Source organism: Pseudomonas sp. W15Feb9B (assembly GCF_000828175.1).
Taxonomy (GTDB): domain Bacteria; phylum Pseudomonadota; class Gammaproteobacteria; order Pseudomonadales; family Pseudomonadaceae; genus Aquipseudomonas; species Aquipseudomonas parakoreensis.
In genome coordinates this window covers 60,655-67,965 of sequence record NZ_JTKF01000006.1, presented here as the reverse complement: position 1 = coordinate 67,965, position 7,311 = coordinate 60,655, and the positions used below count along the sequence as shown (strand labels likewise).

General features: G+C 62.1%; 6 protein-coding genes. 4 read left to right on the top strand and 2 right to left on the bottom strand.

Going from position 1 to position 7,311, the window contains the following annotated elements:
- Positions 1-254: 254 nt before the first annotated feature.
- Together OC71_RS04515 and OC71_RS04510 are read right to left on the bottom strand one after the other, a co-directional pair.
- Positions 255-629 (bottom strand): DUF6124 family protein, encoded by a 375-nt coding sequence (locus OC71_RS04515; RefSeq protein ID WP_041064877.1) that lies wholly within the window; start codon positions 627-629, stop codon positions 255-257.
- A 406-nt stretch (positions 630-1,035) separates the two neighbouring features.
- Positions 1,036-2,004: a LysR family transcriptional regulator gene (locus OC71_RS04510; protein WP_041064874.1), complete on the bottom strand. Its 969-nt coding sequence runs from the start codon at positions 2,002-2,004 to the stop codon at positions 1,036-1,038.
- Positions 2,005-2,285: 281 nt separating this feature from the next.
- On the opposite strand from OC71_RS04510, the gene OC71_RS04505 reads away from it, so the two are divergent.
- The 4 genes from OC71_RS04505 (at position 2,286) to OC71_RS04490 (ending at position 7,213) form a co-directional block, all read left to right on the top strand.
- A complete protein-coding gene (locus OC71_RS04505; protein ID WP_041064871.1) occupies positions 2,286-3,785 on the top strand; it encodes an efflux transporter outer membrane subunit in 1,500 nt (499 codons plus the stop codon).
- Between the two features lie 171 nt (positions 3,786-3,956).
- Positions 3,957-6,149: an FUSC family protein gene (locus tag OC71_RS04500; RefSeq protein ID WP_041064868.1), complete on the top strand. Its 2,193-nt coding sequence runs from the start codon at positions 3,957-3,959 to the stop codon at positions 6,147-6,149.
- Positions 6,139-6,339, top strand: a complete 201-nt coding sequence (locus OC71_RS04495; RefSeq protein WP_003221811.1) for a DUF1656 domain-containing protein — start codon at positions 6,139-6,141, stop codon at positions 6,337-6,339. Before OC71_RS04500 ends, OC71_RS04495 begins: the two co-directional genes overlap by 11 nt.
- A gap of 10 nt (positions 6,340-6,349) precedes the next feature.
- Complete coding sequence (locus tag OC71_RS04490; RefSeq protein WP_041064862.1) at positions 6,350-7,213, top strand: HlyD family secretion protein; 864 nt, start codon at positions 6,350-6,352, stop codon at positions 7,211-7,213.
- The last annotated feature ends 98 nt before the right edge of the window (positions 7,214-7,311 follow it).

Here is a 7,311-nt window from a genome sequence, read left to right as displayed (position 1 = left end):
GAAAAGCATGCGGTCTGCCTGAACTGCTTTGCTTTTCTGTAGGAGTGAGCTTGCTCGCGAAGGCGGCCTGGCAGCCGACCTGGATCTAACTGAATCCACTCAGTCCTTGTGGGAGCTGGCTTGCCAGCGAAGGCGGCCTGACAGCCGACCTGGATCTAACTGAATCCAGTCAATCCTTGTGGGAGCTGGCTTGCCAGCGATGGCGGCCTGACAGCCGACCAGTCTCTAACCGACTCGCCCGCTCCCACAATGGCTCAGCTGTGTGCTGCAGATTGGCTCACTTCCACATTATCCAGCACCCGATTAACCGCCAGCTCAGCCAGCATGATGATCTGCTGAATTGCCAGTATCGTCTGCCGCTGCGGGCTGTCCACATACGCAGCGATATCGCTGGTCATGATGCTTGCCGAGGCCAGTGATTCGCAGGCGTGGACCAGCAGGCTTTCGTTGTCCATGTCGGGGGCGACCTGGAACATGCTGCTGGGTTTGTGGAATCTCACAGCAGCGGCGGAAGGTTTCAGGTAATGGTCGAGGGCGCGCTCGGCGGCGTCGTGGAGCTTTTTTGAATCGAGGGATTCGTAGGGGGAGGTGCTTTCCGCTGGGGGCGGATTGGGTGAAGGCTTAATCATGGCAAAGATCCTTTTAACGAAATGGAACTGCCACTTTTCGTTTCCAGGCGAAGTGGGTGGCAGCTGTACGCAGGCTGGAAAAACCGGCAAAGGATCAAACCCGGCAGACCCGAGGGTCTCCCACGTACAGCCGCCATAACTGAAACACCGGCGCTGAAAAAGCGCGGCATTATGTCATGTGCTTTGATCCTTCGGGTTTTCCAGACCCGGTCGCTGATGTGTCAGCGACCGAACCAGCCTATCCACCCCACTTCCGAGCCACAACCGTCAAAACCTGTCGGAAAACTCCCGTCAAATCACCGCTTCTGTAGGAGCTGCCGTAGGCTGCGATCTTTTGATTTTTAAACATCAAAGGCAAAGATCGCAGCCTGCGGCAGCCCCTACAGGTTTAGCGATGTGTTGAAAATCAGTTGGCGACACGGGCTCCTGCGAGGCTGCCACTCAACTCATAAGCCGCCAGTTCCGCTTGGTGCGCCGCCAATATCTCCGGCAGTGACCCGCGCAAATACTCGACCCAGGTCTTGATCTTCGCGTCCAGGTATTGCCGCGACGGGTAGATCGCGTACAGGTTGAGTTCCTGCGAGCGGTAGTTGGGCATCATCCGCACCAGCGTGCCGTTGCGCAGGCCTTCGATGGCGGCGTAGACCGGCAGGACGCCGACGCCCATGCCGCTGATGATCGCGGCTTTCATGGCGTCGGCGGAGTTCACCAGGAACGGCGAGCTGTTGATGGTGACCATTTCCTGGCCTTCGGGACCGTTGAAGGCCCATTTTTCCAGGGGGATCACCGGGCTGACGAGGCGCAGGCAGGCGTGGTTCAGCAGGTCGCTGGGTTTTTGCGCGCAGCCGTTGGCTTTCACGTAGGCCGGGGAGGCGCAGACGATGCTGTAGGTGATGCCCAGGCGTTGCGAGACGAAGCCCGAGTCCGGCAGTTCGCTGGCCAGCACGATGGACACGTCATAGCCTTCGTCGAGCAGGTCCGGCACGCGGTTGGCCATGGTCAGGTCGAAGGTTACGTCCGGGTGGGTCTTGCGGTAGCGGGCGATGGCGTCGATCACGAAGTGCTGACCGATGCCGGTCATGGTGTGCACTTTCAGTTGGCCGGCGGGGCGCGCGTGGGCTTCGCTGGCCTCGGCTTCGGCTTCTTCGACATAGGCCAGGATCTGTTCGCAGCGCAGCAGGTAGCGCTTGCCGGCCTCGGTCAGGGCGATGCGCCGGGTCGTGCGATTGAGCAGGCGGGTTTGCAGGTGGGCTTCCAGGTTGGAGACCGCGCGCGAGACGTTGGCCGTGGTGGTGTCGAGTTGCACGGCGGCGGCGGTGAAGCTGCCGGCTTCGGCCACACAACTGAAGGCGCGCATGTTTTGCAATGTGTCCATGGGGTGCTCTCAAGGGAGATGGCAAATTGTGACACGAAGTTTCAGGGGCTGAGACCCCCGACCAAGGGATTATCTCGTTAACGGTAACAAAGATTCACAGGAATCCCAGCTTATCGCCACCAAGGCGCCCACCTAGAATTGCGCCGTTCCCTGTAGGAGCTGCCGAAGGCTGCGATCTTTTGATTCTGTTTTAAGGGAATCAGGATCAAAGATCGCAGCCTTCGCCAGCTCCTGCAGAAGGGAACACGTCCCGCCTTATCCTCTTTCAGGAATTCGCAGCTGTGCCGCGTCGCATCAACAGAGCGCTTTTGCCGCTCAGTGTTCTGGCTTTTACTTTGGGTCTTGGCGGCTGCATCGGTACCGGAGGAATTGCCCCGCAGGGCAAGGCACTGGAGGCCAATACCCTGGCCACCGACGATGCGATTGCCCACGCCGCCAAAGACGCCAATTGGCCCACCGCACAATGGTGGCAAGCCTACGGTGACCCGCAACTCAATCACTGGATCGACCTCGCCGTGCAGGGCAGTCCGAGCATGGCCATGGCCGCGGCGCGGGTGCGTCAGGCCAAGGCGCTGGCCGGTGTCGCCGAAGCGGCCGAGTCGTTGCAGATCAATGGCGAGTCGACGCTCAAGCGCCACAACTGGCCGACCGACCAGTTCTACGGCCCGGGCGAGCTGGCCAACACCACCACCTGGGACAACAACGCCGCGCTGGGTTTCAGCTACGCCCTCGACCTCTGGGGCCGCGAAAGCAATGCCAGCGAACGCGCGGTGGATCTGGCGCACATGAGCGCCGCCGAAGAACGGCTGGCGCAGCTGGAATTGCAGAACAACCTCGTGCGCGCCTACATCGAGCTGTCGCTGCACTATGCCCAGCGCGATATCGTCGCCGCGACGCTCAAGCAGCAACAGCAGATTCTGGATCTGGCGCAGAAGCGTCTGGATGGCGGGATCGGCACGCACTTCGAAGTCAGTCAGGCCGAAACACCGTTGCCTGAAACCCATCGGCAACTGGATGCGCTCGACGAAGAAATTGCCCTGAGCCGTAACCAGATCGCCGCGTTGGCGGGCAAAGGTCCGGGCGACGGGGCGCAGTTGCAGCGGCCGACGTTGGCGCTGGGGGCTGCGTTGAAACTGCCGTCGGCATTGCCCGCCGAGTTGCTCGGTCAACGCCCGGACGTGGTCGCCAGTCGCTGGCAGGTCGCGGCGCAGGCGCGCGGTATTGATGTTGCGCATGCCGGTTTCTATCCCAACGTCGATCTGGTTGGCAGCCTCGGCTACATGGCCACCGGCGGCGGGGCGCTGGAGTTTTTGACTGGCAAGAAGCTCAACTACAACGTCGGCCCGGCGATCTCCTTGCCGATCTTCGACGGTGGGCGTTTGCGCAGTGAGCTGGGCGAAGCGTCCGCCGGGTATGACATCGCCGTGGCGCATTACAACCAGACGCTGGTCAATGCGCTGAAGAACATCTCCGACCAGTTGATTCGCCGCGAGTCGATGGACAAGCAGCAAGCCTTCGCCGCCGAATCCGTGGCCACTGCGCAGAAGACCTACGACATCGCGATGATCGCTTATCAGCGTGGCCTCACTGATTACCTCAACGTGCTCAATGCGCAGACCTTGCTGTTCAAGCAACAGCAGGTGCAGCAGCAGGTGCAGGCGGCGCGCTTGAGTGCGCATGCCGAGCTGGTGACGGCGCTGGGCGGCGGCCTCGGGGCGGGCAATGACGTGCCGACTGCCGAGCAAACAGCAGCCCCGAAAACCCCGACCCTGCTGCGGTGAACACAATCCAGACGGCATGCGCAAACCTGTGGCGAGGGAGCTTGCTCCCGTTGGGCTGGGCAGCAGCCCCAAAAATCTTGTGAGCGCTGCGCACTCAAGCGGGAGCAAGCTCGCTCGCCACAGAAATTGCGTGATCCACAGACTTTTTCTTCATTTATCGAGCAATTCCAAATGACTCCCTTGCCCGCACCTCTACGCTGGCTCTCCTCCCTGGAATGGCGCCGTGGCTTCTTTGACTGGGCGCGCAGTGATGGCGTGACCTGGGTCTACATCTTCAAGGTCTTGCTCGCCGCGTTCCTCACGCTATGGCTGGCCATGCGTCTGGAGCTGCCGCAGCCGCGCACGGCGATGATCACCGTATTCATCGTCATGCAGCCGCAGAGCGGGCAGGTGTTCGCCAAGAGTTTCTATCGCTTTCTCGGCACTCTGGCCGGGTCGGCGATGATGGTCACGCTGATCGCGCTGTTCGCGCAGAACACCGAATTGTTCCTGGGCTCGCTGGCGATCTGGGTTGGCATCTGTTCGGCGGGGGCGGCGCGCTGCCGTAACTTTCGCGCCTACGGTTTTGTCCTGGCGGGCTACACCGCGGCGATGGTCGGGCTGCCGGCGCTGGCGCATCCGGACGGCGCGTTCATGGCCGCTGTGTGGCGGGTGCTGGAAATCTCGTTGGGGATTCTCTGCTCGACCGTGATCAGCGCCGCGATCCTGCCGCAAACCGCCAGCGCAGCCATGCGCAACGCCCTGTATCAGCGCTTCGGTGTGTTCGCGCTGTTCGTCACCGATGGCCTGCGCGGGCGCAGCAAGGCCGAGTCGTTCGAAGCGAGCAACGTGCGCTTCATCGCCGAAGCCGTAGGCCTGGAAGGGCTGCGCAGCGTGACCGTGTTCGAAGACCCGCACATGCGTCGGCGCAACGGTCGCCTCAGTCGTCTGAACAGCGAGTTCATGGGCATCACCACCCGCTTCAACGCTCTGCATCAATTGCTCGAGCGCCTGCGCGGCAACGGCGAAGAACATGTAGTGGCCGCGATCAAACCGGGCCTGCAGGACCTGGCCGAAGTGCTCGACGGCTTCAGTGGCCGTGCCTTGACCAGCCCGGACGCGGCACGTTTGGCGACGGCGTTGGCGACGTACAAGGAAGGCCTGCCGACACGCGTGCGCACCTTGCGCGGGATTTTCCAGGAAACCGCTCCGAGTGAAGCCGAGCAACTGGACTTCCACACCGCCTACGAATTGCTCTATCGCTTCGTCGATGACTTGCACAGTTATGCACAGACCCACGCCTCGCTGGCCGATCACCGCCACGAGCGTGAGCGCTGGGACGAGCCGTTCACCCCGCAAACCAACTGGTGGGCCGCGGCGGCTTCGGGGATCCGCGCGTCGTTCATCCTGATTGTGCTGGGCAGCTATTGGGTGGCCACCGCGTGGCCGAGCGGCGCGACCATGACCTTGATCGCCGCCGCCACCGTGGGTTTGTCCGCCGCCACACCGAACCCGAAACGCATGGCGTTCCAGATGGCCTGCGGGACTTTTCTCGGGGCGCTGATCGGCTTCGTCGAGATGTTTTTCATCTTCCCATGGATCGACGGTTTTCCGCTGTTGTGCGTGATGCTCGCACCGGTGATCGTGCTCGGTTCGTTCCTCGCTTCGCGACCGCAATATGCCGGGGTCGGCCTGGGGTTGCTGATCTTCTTCAGTACAGGTTCTGTGCCGGACAACCTGACCGTCTACAACCCCTACACCTTCATCAACGACTACATCGCCATGGTCATGGGCATGCTGGTATGCGCGGCGGCGGGGGCAATCATTCTGCCGCCGAACAGCCGCTGGTTGTGGAAGCGTCTGGAGCAGGACCTGCGTGGTCAGGTGGTCTACGCCATCAGCGGCAAACTCAAGGGGCTGGCGTCGAGTTTCGAGAGTCGTACCCGCGATCTGTTGCATCAGGCATACGGCCTCGCTGCCGGCCAGCCGAAGGTACAAAAAAACCTGCTGCGCTGGATGTTCGTGGTGCTCGAAGTCGGCCACGCGATCATCGAGTTGCGCAAGGAACAGGCGATCCTCCCGGTGCACCCGGCGTATGCCGAATCGCAGCCGTGGCGCCAGGCCATTCGCGTGATGGGCCGGGCGCTGGTGCGGCTGTTTCTGCAACCTAACCCGAGCAATCTGGAGCGCGCACTGGTCGCGGTCGATCACGCGATCAGCCGGGTCGCCGCGACCGACGAGCCGTTCGCGCCGCACTTCGACACGTCCGCGCTGCGTCGGGTGAAGAGCTATCTGCACTTCATCCGCACCTCGTTGCTCGACCCGCAATCACCACTCGCTGCCTACGCCGTCGCCAAGCCCGAAGGACTTGCCCATGCCTCGTGAAATCGCCTTCCACGGCGTGTACATGCCGACCATGACCCTAATGTTTTTTGTCGCTGCGGCGCTGGCCTGGGCGCTGGACCGGTTCCTCTCGGGGTTCGACCTGTACCGCTTTTTCTGGCACCCGGCGCTGCTGCGCCTGAGTCTGTTTACCTGTCTGTTCGGCGCCATGGCGCTGACCGTCTACCGTTGAGAACGTTCTGATGAAAAAGTTTTTCAGCCTGCTCGCGACCCTGCTGGTGTTGGCCCTGGCACTGTGGATTGGCCGGACCCTGTGGGAGCATTACATGAACACCCCGTGGACCCGCGACGGCCGGGTGCGGGCGGACATCATCAACGTCGCGGCCGACGTCACCGGTGAAGTCATCGATGTGCCGGTGCGCGACAACCAGTTGGTGAAGAAGGGCGACCTGTTGATGCAGATCGACCCCGAGCACTACCGCATTGCGGTCAAGCAGGCGCAGTCGCTGGTCGCTTCACGCAAGTCGACATGGGAGATGCGCAAGGTCAACGCGCATCGCCGCGCCGACCTCGACAACCTGGTGATCTCCAAGGAAAACCGCGACGACGCCAGCAACATCGCCGACGCCGCGCTGGCCGATTACCAACACGCGCAAGCGCAACTGGAAGCCGCCGAACTCAACCTCAAACGCACCGAAGTGCGCGCGGCGGTGGACGGTTACGTGACCAACCTCAACGTGCATCGCGGCGACTACGCGCGCATTGGCGAAGCGAAAATGGCCGTGGTCGACATGAACTCGTTCTGGGTCTACGGCTTCTTCGAAGAGACCAAGCTGCCGCATGTGCGCGTGGGTGACAAAGCCGACATGCAACTGATGAGCGGCGAAGTGTTGAAGGGCCACGTGGAGAGCATTTCCCGCGGCATCTACGACCGCGACAACCCGGAAAGCCGCGAGCTGATCGCCGACGTGAACCCGACGTTCAACTGGGTGCGCCTGGCACAGCGGGTACCGGTGCGCATTCACATCGATGAAGTGCCGGAGGGAGTGTTGCTGGCGGCGGGGATTACTTGCACGGTGGTGGTGAAGCAGGACGCTGTCGAGTAACCCTGTGGCGAGGGAGCTTGCTCCCGCTGGGCTGCGAAGTAGCCCCAAAACCTGCTCGCCAGTGAGGTCAGGCACACCGCGTAGGCAGGTTTGGCGAC

Bases quoted from the DNA above. Each gene is read 5' to 3' on its own strand.
- OC71_RS04515 (WP_041064877.1), bottom strand. From the start codon at position 629: ATGATTAAGCCTTCACCCAATCCGCCCCCAGCGGAAAGCACCTCCCCC.
- OC71_RS04510 (WP_041064874.1), bottom strand. From the start codon at position 2,004: ATGGACACATTGCAAAACATGCGCGCCTTCAGTTGTGTGGCCGAAGCC.
- OC71_RS04500 (WP_041064868.1), top strand. From the start codon at position 3,957: ATGACTCCCTTGCCCGCACCTCTACGCTGGCTCTCCTCCCTGGAATGG.
- OC71_RS04495 (WP_003221811.1), top strand. From the start codon at position 6,139: ATGCCTCGTGAAATCGCCTTCCACGGCGTGTACATGCCGACCATGACC.
- OC71_RS04490 (WP_041064862.1), top strand. From the start codon at position 6,350: ATGAAAAAGTTTTTCAGCCTGCTCGCGACCCTGCTGGTGTTGGCCCTG.